We start from the raw sequence: 14,873 nt of genomic DNA on the forward strand, positions 1-14,873 counted from the left end.
CGCCAACAGTGCACGTTCGAGCTTTTCTGTGAATCACTGCAAGAAATCAACGGGTTATCGATGGAAATTCAGGAAGGGCAGCCAGCGCAGGGCGGGCGGCTGGTTGCCCGCGTAGTTCAGCAGACCGAGTTGCAGGCCGTGCAACCGACGCGCGTAGTTGAGCAGCCCGATGGTCAGCCCGCGCTGCGTGCCTCGAATGTGGTTGAAGGCGCTGACCGCTATGCCCCGGAAGTGGCCGTCCGGCATAATCTGGAAGTAGGCCCCGGCTACGGCCAGCCCGGTCATGTCCGAAGCACCCGCCAGCGCCCCCGCCAGCAACACCCCGCGTACGACCGGAGCCCCGGCGCCCACACCTCCGACGGCCACCCCGCGCAACGTCCCGCCGGCTCCGACGCCCACGCCGCCCACCAGCAGTCCGGTCGCATCGTTTCCGACGCCGGCGCCGAGTCCACCGACCAGTATCCCTGCGGCGTCTTCGCCTGCTCCTGCGCCCAGTCCCCCCACAGCAATGCCCTGGATCGTCTTACCGGCTCCGGCGCCCAGTCCACCAATCACCGCGCCCACGATGTTCTCCCCTGCACCGACCCCCAGCCCGCCCGCCGCAATCCCTGTGACCGATCCACCGGCACCGACGCCCAGGCCTCCAATCAGCAGACCGATAGCATCCGCACCGGCTCCCGCTCCCAGACCGCCCACGGCAATGCCCCGAATCGAACCACCGGCTCCGGCACCCAGCCCGCCGATCAGCACCCCTTCGGCATCAGCACCTGCCCCAACGCCGATACCGCCGACGAACACGCCCCGCACGTTCTCACCGGCTCCGATCCCGAGCCCGCCGATGCCGATCCCCGTCAACGTTCCGCCGGCCCCGGCCCCCACGCCGCCCAGCACCAGTCCGGTCAGTCGCTCCTCGGCGCTGACACCGAACAGGCCAACCCGATTCCCTGAATGTGCCGGGCGCCCGTCAGCGGCAACCCGAGCGCCACGCCATGCACGACCCCACGTGCCGGCCGGTAAGGAGTCCAGATCGTCGCGTTCACGCCATCGACATGCTCCAGTCGGCGATCCCGAAAGTTCAGGCGCACGCCGATCACGCGCCGCGAATCTCCAAGGCTGAGGCCCACGCGGTGTACGGTCAGATCCAGCGCCTGCGCCTGTAGTTCGGATGCGGTCGCCAGGAAAAGCGCCGGCCAGATCAGCAACAACGCCAGCCGTTTACTCACCGCCATGGGAGCACCCTGTTGCGTTTGTCCGGAAAGACCGGCCCGGTCTACGCAACAGAGCCCCGCTCGGGTTGCAGTCACTGTTCAAAAATGAGCCACCTCGTACCGGTGGGTTTCTTCTGTTTACCAGACAACCAGATCCAGATCTGCCACGTGTTCAAAGTGCCGATCCCGACTGACAAGAGCCAGACGATGCTGACGAGCCAGCGCTGCAATCCAGATATCATTCTCAGGAATGGGCGTCCCCTGGCGACGAAGGTTGTCTTTCACGATCCCGTACCATCGGGCTGTATATACGTCACAGAGCAATATGGTACTGGCCGCCGCCAGACGATCTATTTTTGCCACATTTTCTTCTGCACGCGTAGACCGATACGCTCCGTAGTACAGCTCTCCCAGAACAATGACTGGAATAAAAATCTCTCTGGCTTCTATTATCGACTGTACCACACTCCCTTCGCCGGCCAGCAGCGCAATAACAATGTTTGTATCCAGCAAATATCTACCATTCATGCGAGTCAATGCGCTCACAACCTTCTTCGATAGCAGTTGCTATCTGAGCAAGTTGATCTTCTTCTATACAACCGACAAAATCAAGGAAAGCCTTTCCTTCTTTACCAACAGGACGCCCACTCAACGTTCTGGCAAAATGCAGCACCTGCTCCTGTTCTTCCTCAGAAAGCTGCACAAGTATTTCTTTCAGTTTTTTCTCGATAGATTTCATATTCATTCAAGTTTTGAGGCAAGCCCTGTTGATAGCTGTCCAATCTCCGCCTCGTACCGGCGGCGGATTTCTTCCAGGCTGTCGCCGCCGAATTTTTCCAGAAAGGCGTTGGCGATCACGAAGGCCACCGTGGCCTCGGCTACGACGGAAGCGGCCGGCACGCTGGTCACGTCGCTGCGCTCGTAGCGGGTCGGCTGCGCCTCGCCTGTGGCAATATCGACGGTCTCCAGCGGCTTGATCAGCGTGGGGATCGGCTTCATGTAGCCGCGCACGATGATGGGCATGCCGGTCGTCACGCCGCCCTCCAGGCCGCCGGCATGGTTCGAGCGACGCCGGAAGACGCCGTTTTCTTTTGTGATCGGATCGTGCACCTGCGAGCCGGGCAGCGAGGCGGCTGCGATGCCGTCGCCAATCTCGACGGCCTTCTGGCCCTGAATCGACAGAATGGCCTGCGCCAGTTGACCGTCCAGCCGCCGATCCCAGTGCACGTAGGAGCCCAGTCCCGGCGGCACGCCCGTCACGACGACTTCGTAGACGCCACCCAGCGAGTCGCCCTGTTTTTTCGTTTCCTGGATGTGCGCAATGGCTCGCTCGGTCAGCTCCGGATCGAGCATGCGTACCGGGCTCCGGTCGGCCGCCCGGGCCAGCGCCTCGGCGCCCTCGGCAATCAGCGCCTCCACGCGTGCCTGCCAGTCTTCGGGACGTTCGTAGCCCACCTGTCCGATCCGGAGCACGTGGCTGCCGATCTGGATGCCGAACTGACGCAACAGCTGCCGGGCGATCGTGCAGCAGGCCACCCGCATGGCCGTTTCCCGCGCGCTGGCCCGGTCGATCACCGGCCGCAGGTCGTCGAACCCGTACTTCTGTGCACCCACCAGGTCCGCGTGGCCCGGACGGGGGAGCGTGATTTTCTCGATGCCTTCGCCGGTGCCCTCGACGGCCATCACCTCGGGCCAGTGCGCCCGATCGCGATGGTAGGCCGCGTTGTCGATACGCAGGGCAATGGGACTGCCGATCGTCTTCGAAAAGCGCACGCCCGAGTAGATGTGCACCCGGTCCTGCTCGATCTTGGCACGGCCGCCCCGGCCGTAGCCCTGCCAGCGCCGGGCCAGTTGTTCGTTGATGACCTCGGCGGTGAGCGGCACCCCGGCCGGCATGCCTTCAACAATGCCGATCAGAGCCTCTCCGTGCGACTCACCGGCGGTCAGATAGCGCAACATAGACGCAAACTCGCTTCAGGTTACTACTCCGACAGGGCCGGGACGGGCACCTCGTAGAAGGCAATCGTGCCGTCCCGTTTTTTCACGCGGAAGAGCACCGTCTCGGCTTCGGACAACTCCTCCAGCAGCATCAGGGCGTCTTCGAGCGCAGCCACATCGATTCCTTCGATCTGAAGGATGACCACATCACGCGGCAACCCAGCTTCCTCGGCCACGCTCCCCCGCGCCACATAAGCCACGTAGACGCCACCGTCCACGTCGAAGGCCGTCCGCTCCGAGGCGGTCAGATCGCGCAGGCCCAGTCCCCAGGCTTCCAAGTTGTAAACGCTACCCCGGGGCGCCTCGGGCGTCAGCTCCGGCATCTGCGGCGGGGCTTCCTGCGTCAGCTCACTGAACCATTCGCGATAGGCCGGCGCGTCGCGACCCATCAGCTCCACCTGCACCTGCAGCCGCCGCCCCTTCCGCCAGATCTCCAGCATCAAGCGGTCGCCCGGGCGATAGCGGGCCACCACGCTCTGCAGTTCGTTCGGGGCGTTCACCGCCCGACCGTTGACGCGCAGCACCACATCGCCGGCCCGCACACCGGCCTGATCGGCCGCCCCACCCTTTCGCACTTCCGTGATCAACACGCCCTGTACGCCCGGCAACCCCAGCTCACGTGCCTGCTGTGCGTCGATCTCCTGAATCGAAACGCCCAGATACCCCCGCTGCACTTCGCCGTAGGCGATCAGGTCCTCCACCACGCGGGCCACCAGGTTCACCGGCACGGCGAAGCCATAGCCTTCGTAGGCACCGCTTTCGGTGGCGATGGCCGTGTTGATGCCCACAAGCTCGCCGCGCAGGTTCACCAGCGCCCCGCCCGAGTTGCCCGGATTGATCGCGGCGTCCGTCTGGATAAAATCTTCCACCCGGAAAAAGTCGTCGATGATGTTCACCTGCCGCCCCAGCGCGCTGACGATCCCGGCCGTCACGGTGGAGGTCAGCCGAAACGGATTGCCGACGGCCAGCACCCATTCGCCCACTTTCAGCTCATCCGAATTGCCGAAGGCGATCACCGGAAACGTCTCACCCCGTGGTGCATCGATCTTGAGCACGGCCAGATCCGTCGAGCGGTCAAACCCGATCAGCTGCGCCTCGAACTGGCGCTTGTCGGCCAGCGTCACACGGATTTCACGGGCATCCTCGACCACGTGGTAGTTGGTCACGAGGTAACCATCGGGGCTGATGATCACGCCGCTGCCCACGCTCTGTCGGGGCGTGAACTCCCGGAAGAAACGCTCCTGGTTGGGATCGAATCGGTGGAAAAAGTCGCCGGAGAAGGAACGCGAGCCGGCCGTCACCTCGATGTAGACAACGGCGGGCGTTACCCGCTCGGCCACTTCTCGGAAGACCTGGTTCAGCACGACCGGATCCAGCGCCAGTCGCCGGCCATCCACCTCCGGAAGCGTGACGGCGCCCACCCGTTCACCACCACCCAGCTGGACCCGTTCCACAATGCGGGCTGGCGCAGCGGCCATCTGCACCTGCTGAAAGCGCCATTCCATCAAGAGCACGCCGGCCAGCAGTCCGACGAGCAAGAGTCCGATGCCGCCCAGAATCAGCAGCACCCGCGAACGCCCCTTTTCCGCCATGTCGATCTATGAGAGGTGTGGGTTCAATGCTTTTGGCCCGTCATTCAGAGACCGTGCCAGGCCCGGTTTGTTTCATGGAAACGGAGGAAAAGATACGATCCTCGGTTGGAAAGGGCATCGTCTCCGTCAACATTTCCTGATAGAGCGCACGCACCTGCTCGAAAGCCTCGCGGGCCAGCGCTTTGCGGTGCCGACCGGCCGTCGGAATCGGCGCGCCGATGCGCACCTGAAGCTGCATCTGCGCCGTACCGAGCCAGCGGATCAGGTGCCGGATAAACGATAGCCCCTCGGTCCAGGCGTACCGGCGTCGCACTTCCGGCGTGGCCGGCTGCCCGTCCACCTGCTGCAGGCACAGACTGACCGGGAGCACCCAGCTTCCTTCCAGTCCGGCTACGGCTTCGAAGGCGCCCGTCTTGAAGGGCTGCACCGCATCGCCCGATCCGGTCGTTCCTTCCGGAAAGACCATGACGGGCACGCCGGCTTCCAGCCGCTCCCGCACCTGCCGGACGAAGGCGACCGAACGCGTCCGCCGTTCCCGCTCGACGAACAGTACGCCGTAGGTGCGGCACAGCCAGCCGATCAGCGGCCAGCGGGCCAGCTCAGCTTTCCCAACAAATGAGACGGGCCAGCACGTGGCCAGCACGATAGGATCCAGCGCGCTGAAGTGATTGGCTACGAGCAATCCGGGCCGTCCGGCGGGCAGCGACACTTCCGGGGCCTGCACCGCAATGCCCAGGAGCCGACACAGAATCCGGCAACCTTCCTGCTGCCGACGTGCCCGATAAAGCGGTTGCCGCTTCGGTGGAAGGCGACGCGCCTGCAGGGCCGTTCGGGCCGTGTACCACAGCGTGATCGCCAGCAGTCGCGGCAATCGCCGCAGCGCCCGCCACCAGCTCCACTTCGCCATCGCTACGTCTCGGATACCTCTCTGCGCGGAAACATTCCGGAGGGCGTGCCCCGCTCCGGCGCCCGGGGAAGCACCACGGTGAACGTGCTGCCCTTTCCTTTCTCGCTGACCACTTCGATCTCGCCTTCCATGAGCTTCACCAGCCGTGCGGCGATGGCCAGCCCGAGCCCGCTGCCCTCGAATTCCCGGTCTTCACCGGAAGACTCCTGGCGGAACTCATCGAAAATATGGGGCAGAAATTCTTCGGAGATACCGACACCCGTATCGCGCACGGCAATACGCACGCGCTTTTCGTCGGCCGTCACCGAAATGACCACCTCGCCTTCCGGCGTGAATTTGATCGCATTGCCCACCAGATTGGTAAGCACCCGCTCCACGGCGCTCGGGTCGCCAAAGACCCGCAACGGCTCCGGCGGCAACTCCATCCGAAAGTCCAACCCTTTCTTGCGGGCCAGTGGCTCCAGCAGCTTATAGACGTTCTGCACCGTCTCGGTCACCTCGACAGGTACGCGCCGCACCACCATCGAACCGGAGCGCAACCGGGCCAGATCCAGGATGTCGTTGATCGTGGCCAGCAGTCGATGTCCGCTTTCCTCGATGTGCTCCAGAAACTCTTTGTGCAGCGGATTGTCGGTCTCCTCCTTGATCACCGAAGCAAAGCCGAGAATGGCCGAAAGCGGCGTGCGCAGCTCGTGCGTCGTGGTGGAAAGGATCGTTTCTTTGGCGGCGTTGGCTTCACGCAACAGGCGGGTGAGCATGTTGATGCGCGAGCGCATGGCTTCGATGCGATCGCCCAGCATTGTTGCGATGTACATCTGGACGGCCCGCTGCTGGGCTACATAGTGCCGCCACGTGAGCACCACGATGGTGACCAGCGTGATCAGGTACAGCGTATAGGCCCACCAGGTGCGATACCAGGGCGGTAGAATACGCACCACCAGCGTCGTGACCGGCGTGGTCATCCCCCAGGCGTTGCGCGCCCGCACCTGAAAGCGATAGACGCCCTCCCACAGGTTCGGATACAGCCGTTGCGTGACGGTCGTCCAGTCGGACCACTCCTCTTTGCCCACCAGCCGGTACTGATAGCGGTTGTCTTCGGCGCGGATGAAGCTGGGCAGCGCAAACTCGAACTGCAGGTCGTTGAACGCATAGGGCAGCTCCAGCACCTGATCCTCCGGTTGCAGCGCCCGCAGCAGACCATCGGGCCCGATGAACGCTCCGCCGAACAGGATATGATCGCCAGAGGCCACCTGGCGGATCAGCACGGACGGCGGCTCGGGCGAGAACAGATGCTCGGGGAACGTCAGGTTGGGATCGTAGCGGATGAGCCGATCCCGGTTACCCAGCCAGACGATGCCCGCATCGTCCACGTACACCTGCACAGGCGCCCCCCAGTTCGGGTAACGAAACAGCAAGGGCGTCTCGAACCGATAACCCCCGTTCGGGAGCGGATGAGCAATGTCGATGTGCGTGGGGAAGACGGTCCAGACCCGCCCGAAGCGGTCCACCACCAGCGCCAGGAGCTCGTCGTGCCCTTCATGCCCCGGTGCCAGCAGCGTCGTATCCCGCTGAAATGCCGGCCGCGCCTCCGAAACGAAGCGATAGATGCCCTCGCGCGCATAAAAGAACAACGTGCTATCTGTTTCAACCATCTGCGTTACGCCACCTGGCAGACCATCTTCCGTTCCATAGATTGTCACCTCCGGATCCTGCAGCCAGCCATTCGGGAACTGCATGCGAACCACCTGTCCTCCCCGCAAGCTAAGCCAGAGTGTATGATTGACACGAACAACACGTAAAATTTCCCCCGTAAGCCCGGAAACTGCTCGCGTCTCCCATCTCCCATCGATTTTCTGTAGCAGATATAGCCCGTTCTTGGCTCCTACCGCTACCAGTTCGTCTGAAAGCTCTGCCAGTGAAAAAACCGAACGACCGGGAATCTGTATGAGTAGTTTCTGTTTGCTTTCTCCCGCTTTGATAAAGACACCTCGGGCTGTAGCAACCCACAGCCCGTCTTTTCGCTGCAAAAGCTGAAAGGCCGGATCTACTATTTGCGTGTCTCTGACAAAAACTGCCCGCCCATGAGGTGGCTTTAACAAGTGAAATAATCCTGTACTGGTAGCCACGTAGAGCTGTCCATGATCGCGGTTTACCCAGTTGACAAACCCATCCAGCCCCAGCCGCTTATCCCAGACCGTAAGAAAAGGCACGGCGTCGGCGCGGGCCAGCCCCCGGCTGTTGAGTGCCATCCAGAGGCTGCCCTGGCGATCGACGTACACGTAGTTCACCCAGCTATCGGGCAGGCCCACCGCTTCGTCGATGACCTGCACGATCCGCCCCTCTTGGTCGATGATGAACACGCCGCCGCCCAGCGTGGCCAGCGCAAAGAACCCACCGGGCATGGCCGTGCCATGATAGAGTGGATAGGTTCGGAGCAGCGGCTCGACTTCGCTATCCAGGTGTTGGAACGTGCGGCCGTCGTAGAGCCAGAGTCCCGCCTCGCGCGTGGCGATCAGGATCCGGTCCCCGTCGTAGGGCATCATCGCGTAGATGCGCAGGTGGTCAAAGCGCTCACCGCCGGGCACCAGCCGCAGCGAATCGCCCACGACGGTCTGCAGCCCGACACTGTCCTGGCGCACGTAGAAACGGCCACGCACGGCAAAGGCCGTGTGAAAGTAGGTGCGGGGCCGCCACACACGGATCGTGTCGCCGTCCCAGCGGAAAAGCCGCGCGTGGGTCTGGAAGTAGACGCCCTCGGGCGTTACGCGCGTAGCCCACACGTCCCAGAAGTTCCGGTCCGCCTCGTTGGCGACCTCCGGCACCAGCGACCGGTAGCGCAGCACGCCCAGGGAGTCGGCCCAGAAGTAGCCGAAGTCGCCCTGCGCACCCACGTAGAGCCGGCCCGTGCTGTCCACATCCAGCGAGCGGACCACCGTTTTATTGGCCACCTGATGAAAACGCCAGTGTACGCCGTCAAACTCCAGCAGTCCCCGCACATTCCCCACATAGATCACCCCGCGTCGGTCCTGCACGATGGCCCAGTTCTGCGGGAACTGCCCGTAGTCCTGGGGCGCGTAGTGCTGCAGGTGCAGCGGCGCGCCGGTCTCCAGCCGATAGGGGACCTCCTGGGCCTGGGCGGACGGCCGGAGGCCGAGCAGAAGCCCCGGAACCACCATCCGGAGCAGCAGATGCCGGATCGTCCGAGGGATCGGTTGTGCTCGATGTGCGCGCGCCATGCCAGCGGTGCGTTGCCCCTGTTACAGTATCGGGAAATCCGGTCGTGAACTCAAGGGCCAGCCGGCCCTTTTACCCGACGCTGAACCTGAACGATTCGCTTTCAGCACGGGATTAATCCAGACCGCCTTTTTTAGTCTCGGTCTTTTTTTCATCAAAAACGTCACTTCTCAGCGAGAATGTCCCTCCCCGCTACGCCAGATCGCTCGCCTTGTTCATCGACGGATCGGGGTGTTTTGGGATGAGGCCTCATTCACTCACCCCAACCCATAAGGAACCATGAAGAAGTTCATCAAACTGATGGCGATGCTGTCGGTGCCGGCGATGCTGGCGGGCGGTTCGCTGACGCTCACGGGCTGCAGCTCGGATGCCCTGACGGGACCGGTTGTGATGGAAAGCGGTGGTAACAATGGTGGTGGGTCAACTACCATCGGTGCTGATCATAATAACTATAGTGGAGGGAATAACGGAGGTGGATCGACCACGATCGGAGCTGATCACAACAACTGAAAGCCAGCTTTTGTAACTCAAACCCCGCCTCTGCGGAGGCCGGGGTTTTTTATTGCGCGGGGGTGGCGGGGCGGGGTATCTTGCGGGGAAAGAAGTGGTGCCCTGTCGGCATGGTGGACGTCTGTTTTGCGCTGGTCGGATCGGTCCCCCACAACAGCCGGGCGCTCAGGCAGCTCCGGGCGCTGGTCCGGCTCGGGTTGTGCATCGAAGCGTTCGGCTTCGGTCCTCCGGCTGCCCTGCCCACCAATCTGCAGGACGCCGTACGCTACCATGCCCTGCCGCTCCCTGAACGTCAGGGACCGCGCTTCTTCTGGCAGGTGCATCGGCGCCTCAACGCTGCTGCACGTACCTGCCGAGCGCGCGTCTATCACGCGAGCGACCTGTACGTACTCCCGGCGCTGGCGGCAGCCGCCCGTCGCCATGGTGGGCGGCTGGTCTTCGACGCCCGGGAGCGCTATCCCTACGTGGCCGGAACGGCCGGCCGGCCGCTCCGGCAGCATTTCTGGAAGCTGGTGGAGCGTCGCTACATCCGCCGGGCCGATCTGGTGCTGACCGTCAGCGACGGCATTGCCGAGCATCTGGTGCGCGACTACGGGATCGCGCCGCCGCTCGTGCTCTACAACGCGCCCGAGGCGCCGGCCGCGGCCGACCCGTCCGTTTCGCTGCGGCGACGGCTGGCGCTCCCCGACCACGTTGTCGTTTTTCTCTACCAGGGGCATCTGCGGCCCGGCCGGGGTTGCCTGCTGCTGCTCGAAGCATTGCCCGACGTGCCCGACGCCGTGCTGGTCTACCTGGGCGAGGGGCCGCTGGCACCGATCCTCCGGGAGCGCTCGGCCGCGCTGGGCGTGGCCGAGCGCGTGCACCTGCTACCGCCCGTGTTGCCCGACGAACTGCTGGCCGTGACGACCTCGGCCGACGTCGGACTTGTGCTGCTCGAAGACACCTGTCTGAATCACCGGCTGGCGCTACCCAACAAGCTTTTCGAATACCTGGCGGCCGGTGTGCCCGTGCTGGCCAGCGATCTGCCCGAACTCCGCCGGGTGGTGGAAACCTACGGGGTGGGCTGCGTCGTTGACCCTGCCAACCCGGGAGCGCTTGCGGCCGCCATGCGTCGCCTCGTCGAGGATGCCGCCCTGCGACGCCACCTGGCGGCCAACACCGACGCGGCTTTTGTGGCCCATAGCTGGGCGCACCGGGCGCCTCTTTTTCAGGAAGCCTACCGAAACCTGCTATGCGACGCCTGATCGTCTGCTGCGGGCTGATGCTGGCCGCCCTGCTTCCGCTCGGCGTGCAGGCTCAGTCTTCGCTCTTCGACCCCGCCATCATGGCCCCCATCGGCTGGAAGCGCGTCGAGGAGGCCATGGCCGCCGCCGAAAAAAGCGGCAAGAAGGTGCTCATCGACATCTCGGCACCCTGGTGCCCCTGGTGCCGCCGTATGCAGAAGGAAGTCTATTCCGACTCGGCCGTGGTGGCCTACCTGAAGGCGCACTTCGAGTATGCCCGGCTCAACGGAGAAGACACCGCCCGGAAGCTCACGTTCCGCGGCTACGACCTGAGCGAGGCCGAGCTGGCCCAGGCGCTGGGCCTCACGGGCTATCCGACCACCGTCTTTCTCGAACCCGACGGCACCTACATCACGCGCGTGCCCGGCTTCGTGCCCACCGAGACGTTCCTGCAGATCCTGCGCTTCATCGGCTCCGAAGCCTACCGCACCCAGAGCTTCGAGGAGTTCGCCGGAAAGCAGCGTTAAGCGAAGCGGTCTCGGTCCGCTTCCGGCGATACGGTTCGCGAAAAACGCCGAGGCCCCGGCCTTCGAAAGACCGGGGGCCTCGGAATACAGTCATGACGCCTTCAGGCGTCGTTTTCTTCTTTTCTCAGATAGCCTTCCTGGTAGAGATAGTCGAGGATTTTCTCGACGCACTGCTCGACCGTCTCCTCGGTGGTGCGGCAGACGATCTCCGGATTCGACGGGGGCTCGTAGGGATCGTCGATGCCCGTAAAGCCCTTGATGAGGCCGGCGCGCGCCTTCGCGTAGAGTCCCTTCACATCGCGCTGCTCGCACACCTCCAGCGGCGTATCGACGAAGACCTCGATGTAGCCGCCGAAGCTGCTGATGAGCTGGCGGTTGTACTGGCGGTCGGCTTCGTAGGGCGCGATCGGCGCACAGATCGCAATGCCGCGGTGTTTGGTGATCTCGCTGGCCACGTAGCCGATGCGGCGCACGTTGATCGAGCGGTCTTCTTTCGAGAAGCCCAGGCCTTTGCTCAGGTGCGTGCGCACCACGTCGCCGTCGAGCAGCGTCACGGGCCGCCCGGTCAGCTCCAGCAGGCGCGTCATGAGCGCGTTGGCGATCGTCGACTTGCCCGAGCCCGAAAGCCCCGTGAAGAAGACCGTGAAGCCCTGCTGGTGACGGGGCGGATGCGTGCGGCGCAGTTCGGCCACGACCTCGGGGTAAGAGAACCATTCGGGGATCTCCTCGCCCTCGGCCAGCCGCCGCCGCAGTTCGGTGCCCGAGATGCTCAGCGTCCGCTCCCCTTCCTTGACTTCGTCGATCGGCTTGTAGGTGTCCTGATCCGGCACGTACACCATCAGCTTGAAGGGCACCACCCCGATGCCCAGCTCGTCCTGGTATTTCTGCACCAGTTCCTGAGCGTCGTAGGGGCCATAGAACGGCTTGCCGCTGGAATCCTTGCCCGGACCGGCGTGGTCGCGTCCGATGATCAGGTGCGTGCAGCCGTAGTTCTTGCGGATGATCACGTGCCAGACGGCCTCGCGGGGCCCGCCCATGCGCATGGCCAGCGGCAGCAGGCTCAGCATGGCCCGCCCATCAGGGTAGTACTTGAGCAGCTTGCGGTAGCAGCGCACGCGCGTGTAATAGTCGATGTCACCGGGCTTCGTCATGCCCACCACCGGATGGATGAGCAGGTGGCCGCCCACCTCTTCGGCGGCGCGGTCGGTCAGTTCCTTGTGGGCCCGGTGCATGGGATTCCGTGTCTGGAAGGCCACAATGCGCTCCCATCCCCGCCGCTCGAACTCGGCCCGGAGCTGTGCCGGCGTGTGGCGCAGCTCCTTGAAGTCGTAGTGCACCGGAAGCTGCACGCCCTTGAGCGTGCCGCCCACGTAGTAGTCGCCGGCTTCGTGCATCAGGTAGGCTACGGCCGGATGCTCGGTGCTCGTCGTGCCGAAGACCAGTCGGGCTTCCCGCTCCTTGTCGGGCTTCCACACATCCTCGACGTGCATGACGGCCAGCAGCAGCCCGGTCGGGTCGCGCAGCGCCACCTCGTCGCCGGGGTTCAGCGTACGGGCCACTTCTTCCGAGACGTCCAGCGTGATCGGCATGGGCCAGAGGATGCCGTTCTGCAGGCGCATCTCCTCGACGACCCGATCGTAGTCGGCCCGGTTCAGGAAGCCCCGCAGCGGGGAGAAGCCTCCGTTAAGCAGCAGTTCGATGTCGCAGAGCTGCCGGGGCGTGAGCGTAATGGAAGGCAGCGTCAGCGCCTTTTCTTTGAGTGCTTCCCGTTCGGCTTCCGAGACGATCAGTTCGCAGAGTGTTCCTCCATGTGGTTCGATGAGCGTGGTGGTAGGCATCGGTACGTCTACCTCGGGTTTGGTTAAACAATACGGCGAACGATTTACAGCCAGATCAACGAAATCATGGTCAGCCCAACGACGAAAACCAGCGCGGCCACCGGAGCCCCGGCCTTCAGGTAATCGCTGAAGCGGTAGCCGCCGGCCGACATGACCATCAGGTTGGTCTGATAGCCGATGGGCGTCAGGAAGCTGGCCGAGGCGGCCACGGCGATCGTGATGGCAAAAGCCCGGGGTTCCAGGCCGAGTTCGCCGGCCACGGCCAGCGCCACGGGCAGCATGAGCGCGGCGGCCGCGTTGTTCGTGAACAGTTCGGTCAGCACCATGGTGACCAGGTACAGCACGGCCAGCGCGGCCACAGGGCCCAGGTCGCCCGTCAGCGTCACCAGAGCGTGGCCGAGCGCGGCGGCCAGTCCGGAGCGGTCGACGGCCTGACCGATACCCAGTGCCGCCGCGATCACCACGAGCACCTGCAGATCGAGCGCCTGCCGGGCTTCGTTGCCCGAAAGGCAACGCGTTACCACCATGCCGAGCGCCGCGGCAAAGGCTGCCGTCACCAGCGGGACCCAGCCCAGACCGGCCAGCAGCACCATGCCGGCAAAGATGGCCAGCGCGATGGGCGCGTGGCGCGGACGCGGCCGGGGACGCTCGGGGCTCCGGGGCGCCACCAGATAGAACTCGTCGCGCCGGGCGTTCCAGCGCCGGTCGAATCCGTTGCGGGCTTCGATCAGCAGCAGGTCGCCCGCCTCGATCGGGATGCGTCCCAGCGATCCTACGATGCGCTGACCCTGCCGCTGGATGCCCAGCACGACGCCTCCGTATTGCTCCCGGAACTGCACCTCGCGAAGCGTTTTGCCCACCAGGTTCGACGTAGGCGCCACGACGGCCTCGAAAAGCGGGAGCGTCTGCGTGGCGTTTTCCTCCACCGACGGCAGCGCCCGCTCCAGCCCGTCGCGTTCCAGCAGCCGCTCGATCATCCGGGCCGAGCCCACGAACGTCAGGATGTCGCCACCCTGCAGCACCTGTTCCGGCGCGGCCGGGATCACACGCCCGCTACGCCGGATGTGCACCAGGTAGGCCTCGCCCAGCGCACGCAGACCGGCTTCCTCCACCGTCTTGCCCTCCAGGTGGCCGCCCGGCGTGACCCGCAGTTCGAACAGGCATTCCTTCAGCCCTTCCTCGAAGCCACCCCGATCGCGCCGTCGGTCCGGAAGCAGCCGGTGTCCGATCAGCGCAAAGAACAGGATCACGGCTACGGCCACGGGCAACCCCACCCAGGTCAGGTCGAACATGCGCAGGCCCGGCAGCCCGGCCTGGATCATCAGCCCGGAGATGACCAGGTTCGTAGAGGTCCCGATCAGCGTGATCATGCCGCCCACAATGGCCGCATACGAAAGTGGAATGAGCAGTTTAGACGGCGCCATATCGTGCCGCTCGGCCCACTGCTGCACGCGCGGCATGAGCATCGCCACGATGGGCGTGTTGTTCAGAAAGGCCGAAAGGGCCGAAACGGGCGCCATCAGGCGTAGAACGGCACGACCCGTGGACGGCCTGCGGGGAAACAGGATGCGATCCACGAAAGCCAGCGCTTCGGTGCGCTGCAGACCGGCCGCCACCACAAACAGCGCCGCAATGGTCAGTACGGCCGGGTTCGAAAAGCCCGCGAACGCTTCCTGCGGCGTGAGCACCCCGGTGAGCAGCAGCAGCCCCAGCGTCCCCAGAAAGATCAGGTCCGGGCGCGCCACTTCCCGCACCAGCGCCACGACCATCGCGGCGATGGCTGCCAGCGTGATCCAGGCCTGCCATCCCAGCGCCTCCATGACCCGATCCTTTTAC

The 14,873-nt window shown here is 64.3% G+C and carries 13 protein-coding genes; 3 read left to right on the top strand and 10 right to left on the bottom strand.

The genetic code is table 11. The annotated features are described in order from the left end of the window. Positions 1–54: 54 nt before the first annotated feature. The 8 genes from GYH26_RS10140 to GYH26_RS10170 all read right to left on the bottom strand — a co-directional run bounded on the left by GYH26_RS10140 (position 55) and on the right by GYH26_RS10170 (position 8,941). Entirely contained in the window at positions 55–891 is an 837-nt protein-coding gene (locus GYH26_RS10140) for a hypothetical protein (protein ID WP_242006381.1), read from the bottom strand. A gap of 8 nt (positions 892–899) precedes the next feature. Next, positions 900–1,229 carry a hypothetical protein gene (locus tag GYH26_RS15250; RefSeq protein WP_242006382.1) on the bottom strand — a complete coding sequence of 110 codons (330 nt, stop codon included), beginning with the start codon at positions 1,227–1,229 and terminating at the stop codon, positions 900–902. Between the two features lie 117 nt (positions 1,230–1,346). Further along, positions 1,347–1,736, bottom strand: a complete 390-nt coding sequence (locus GYH26_RS10145) for a type II toxin-antitoxin system VapC family toxin (protein WP_161541551.1) — start codon at positions 1,734–1,736, stop codon at positions 1,347–1,349. Next, positions 1,726–1,947 (bottom strand): hypothetical protein, encoded by a 222-nt coding sequence (locus GYH26_RS10150; protein WP_029933289.1) that lies wholly within the window; start codon positions 1,945–1,947, stop codon positions 1,726–1,728. The genes GYH26_RS10145 and GYH26_RS10150 overlap by 11 nt, the downstream gene beginning before the upstream one ends. Before the next feature lie 2 nt (positions 1,948–1,949). Then, a complete protein-coding gene (gene aroC / locus GYH26_RS10155; protein ID WP_161541552.1) occupies positions 1,950–3,167 on the bottom strand; it encodes a chorismate synthase in 1,218 nt (405 codons plus the stop codon). A 23-nt stretch (positions 3,168–3,190) separates the two neighbouring features. Beyond that, on the bottom strand, positions 3,191–4,798 hold the full coding sequence (locus tag GYH26_RS10160; protein ID WP_161541553.1) for a Do family serine endopeptidase: 1,608 nt from the start codon (positions 4,796–4,798) through the stop codon (positions 3,191–3,193). A gap of 40 nt (positions 4,799–4,838) precedes the next feature. After that, the gene (locus tag GYH26_RS10165) at positions 4,839–5,705 is read right to left on the bottom strand and encodes a lysophospholipid acyltransferase family protein (protein WP_161541554.1); all 867 of its coding nucleotides are present in this window, start codon (positions 5,703–5,705) and stop codon (positions 4,839–4,841) included. Positions 5,706–5,707: 2 nt separating this feature from the next. Beyond that, positions 5,708–8,941, bottom strand: a complete 3,234-nt coding sequence (locus GYH26_RS10170) for a sensor histidine kinase (RefSeq protein ID WP_161541555.1) — start codon at positions 8,939–8,941, stop codon at positions 5,708–5,710. Between the two features lie 277 nt (positions 8,942–9,218). Between GYH26_RS10170 and GYH26_RS10175 the strand changes: the two genes are divergently transcribed. The 3 genes from GYH26_RS10175 to GYH26_RS10185 all read left to right on the top strand — a co-directional run bounded on the left by GYH26_RS10175 (position 9,219) and on the right by GYH26_RS10185 (position 11,199). Next, on the top strand, positions 9,219–9,449 hold the full coding sequence (locus GYH26_RS10175; RefSeq protein ID WP_014067368.1) for a hypothetical protein: 231 nt from the start codon (positions 9,219–9,221) through the stop codon (positions 9,447–9,449). 110 nt (positions 9,450–9,559) lie between these two features. Further along, on the top strand, positions 9,560–10,693 hold the full coding sequence (locus tag GYH26_RS10180; RefSeq protein ID WP_161541556.1) for a glycosyltransferase family 4 protein: 1,134 nt from the start codon (positions 9,560–9,562) through the stop codon (positions 10,691–10,693). Next, a complete protein-coding gene (locus tag GYH26_RS10185; RefSeq protein WP_014067370.1) occupies positions 10,681–11,199 on the top strand; it encodes a thioredoxin family protein in 519 nt (172 codons plus the stop codon). Before GYH26_RS10180 ends, GYH26_RS10185 begins: the two co-directional genes overlap by 13 nt. Positions 11,200–11,300: 101 nt before the next feature. Here GYH26_RS10185 and GYH26_RS10190 read toward each other — a convergent pair whose 3' ends face one another. After that, positions 11,301–13,037 carry a bifunctional sulfate adenylyltransferase/adenylylsulfate kinase gene (locus GYH26_RS10190; RefSeq protein WP_161541557.1) on the bottom strand — a complete coding sequence of 579 codons (1,737 nt, stop codon included), beginning with the start codon at positions 13,035–13,037 and terminating at the stop codon, positions 11,301–11,303. A 44-nt stretch (positions 13,038–13,081) separates the two neighbouring features. Continuing rightward, positions 13,082–14,857: an SLC13 family permease gene (locus GYH26_RS10195; protein WP_161541558.1), complete on the bottom strand. Its 1,776-nt coding sequence runs from the start codon at positions 14,855–14,857 to the stop codon at positions 13,082–13,084. Positions 14,858–14,873: the final 16 nt, after the last annotated feature.

Source organism: Rhodothermus marinus (assembly GCF_009936275.1).
GTDB classification, from domain to species: Bacteria; Bacteroidota; Rhodothermia; order Rhodothermales; family Rhodothermaceae; genus Rhodothermus; species Rhodothermus marinus_A.

Coding starts and splice junctions, on each gene's coding strand:
- GYH26_RS10180 (WP_161541556.1), top strand. CDS start 9,560: ATGGTGGACGTCTGTTTTGCGCTGGTCGGATCGGTCCCCCACAACAGC.
- GYH26_RS15250 (WP_242006382.1), bottom strand. CDS start 1,229: ATGGCGGTGAGTAAACGGCTGGCGTTGTTGCTGATCTGGCCGGCGCTT.
- GYH26_RS10160 (WP_161541553.1), bottom strand. CDS start 4,798: ATGGCGGAAAAGGGGCGTTCGCGGGTGCTGCTGATTCTGGGCGGCATC.
- GYH26_RS10170 (WP_161541555.1), bottom strand. CDS start 8,941: ATGGCGCGCGCACATCGAGCACAACCGATCCCTCGGACGATCCGGCAT.
- GYH26_RS10195 (WP_161541558.1), bottom strand. CDS start 14,857: ATGGAGGCGCTGGGATGGCAGGCCTGGATCACGCTGGCAGCCATCGCC.
- GYH26_RS10145 (WP_161541551.1), bottom strand. CDS start 1,736: ATGAATGGTAGATATTTGCTGGATACAAACATTGTTATTGCGCTGCTG.
- GYH26_RS10190 (WP_161541557.1), bottom strand. CDS start 13,037: ATGCCTACCACCACGCTCATCGAACCACATGGAGGAACACTCTGCGAA.
- GYH26_RS10150 (WP_029933289.1), bottom strand. CDS start 1,947: ATGAAATCTATCGAGAAAAAACTGAAAGAAATACTTGTGCAGCTTTCT.
- GYH26_RS10175 (WP_014067368.1), top strand. CDS start 9,219: ATGAAGAAGTTCATCAAACTGATGGCGATGCTGTCGGTGCCGGCGATG.
- GYH26_RS10165 (WP_161541554.1), bottom strand. CDS start 5,705: ATGGCGAAGTGGAGCTGGTGGCGGGCGCTGCGGCGATTGCCGCGACTG.
- GYH26_RS10185 (WP_014067370.1), top strand. CDS start 10,681: ATGCGACGCCTGATCGTCTGCTGCGGGCTGATGCTGGCCGCCCTGCTT.
- aroC (WP_161541552.1), bottom strand. CDS start 3,167: ATGTTGCGCTATCTGACCGCCGGTGAGTCGCACGGAGAGGCTCTGATC.